General features: G+C 34.6%; 1 protein-coding gene. It reads left to right on the top strand.

The window, feature by feature from the left end; genetic code table 11:
* The coding region (locus tag AC1DJR_RS34170) for an IS3 family transposase (protein ID WP_477004688.1) at positions 1-356 on the top strand (356 nt) is incomplete at both ends.

The following is a 356-nucleotide window of genomic DNA, read 5'->3' on the forward strand; positions in this document are numbered from 1 at the left end:
ACATAAAACACAAAGAATACGGTTATCCTCGCATGACAATCGCCTTACGGGAGGCTGGATTTTTCGTGAACCATAAAAAAGTATATAGACTTATGCGAGAGCTTCACATTCAATCGATTATCTGTAAAAAGCGACGCTTTTTCAAAGGAAAATCCTTAAAGATTTTCCCAAATGTAGTAGAACGACAATTCCAAAACCGCAAACAAAATGAGGTACTTGTCACAGATATCACTTATTTGCAATTCAAAGATAAATTTCTCTATTTATCGGTCGTTCAAGACCTTTACAATAATGAAATCGTTGCTTGGAAACTCTCACATCGCAATGATTTACAACTTGTTCTAAAAACATTAGAT

Source organism: Bacillus sp. 05T31 (genome assembly GCF_056396725.1).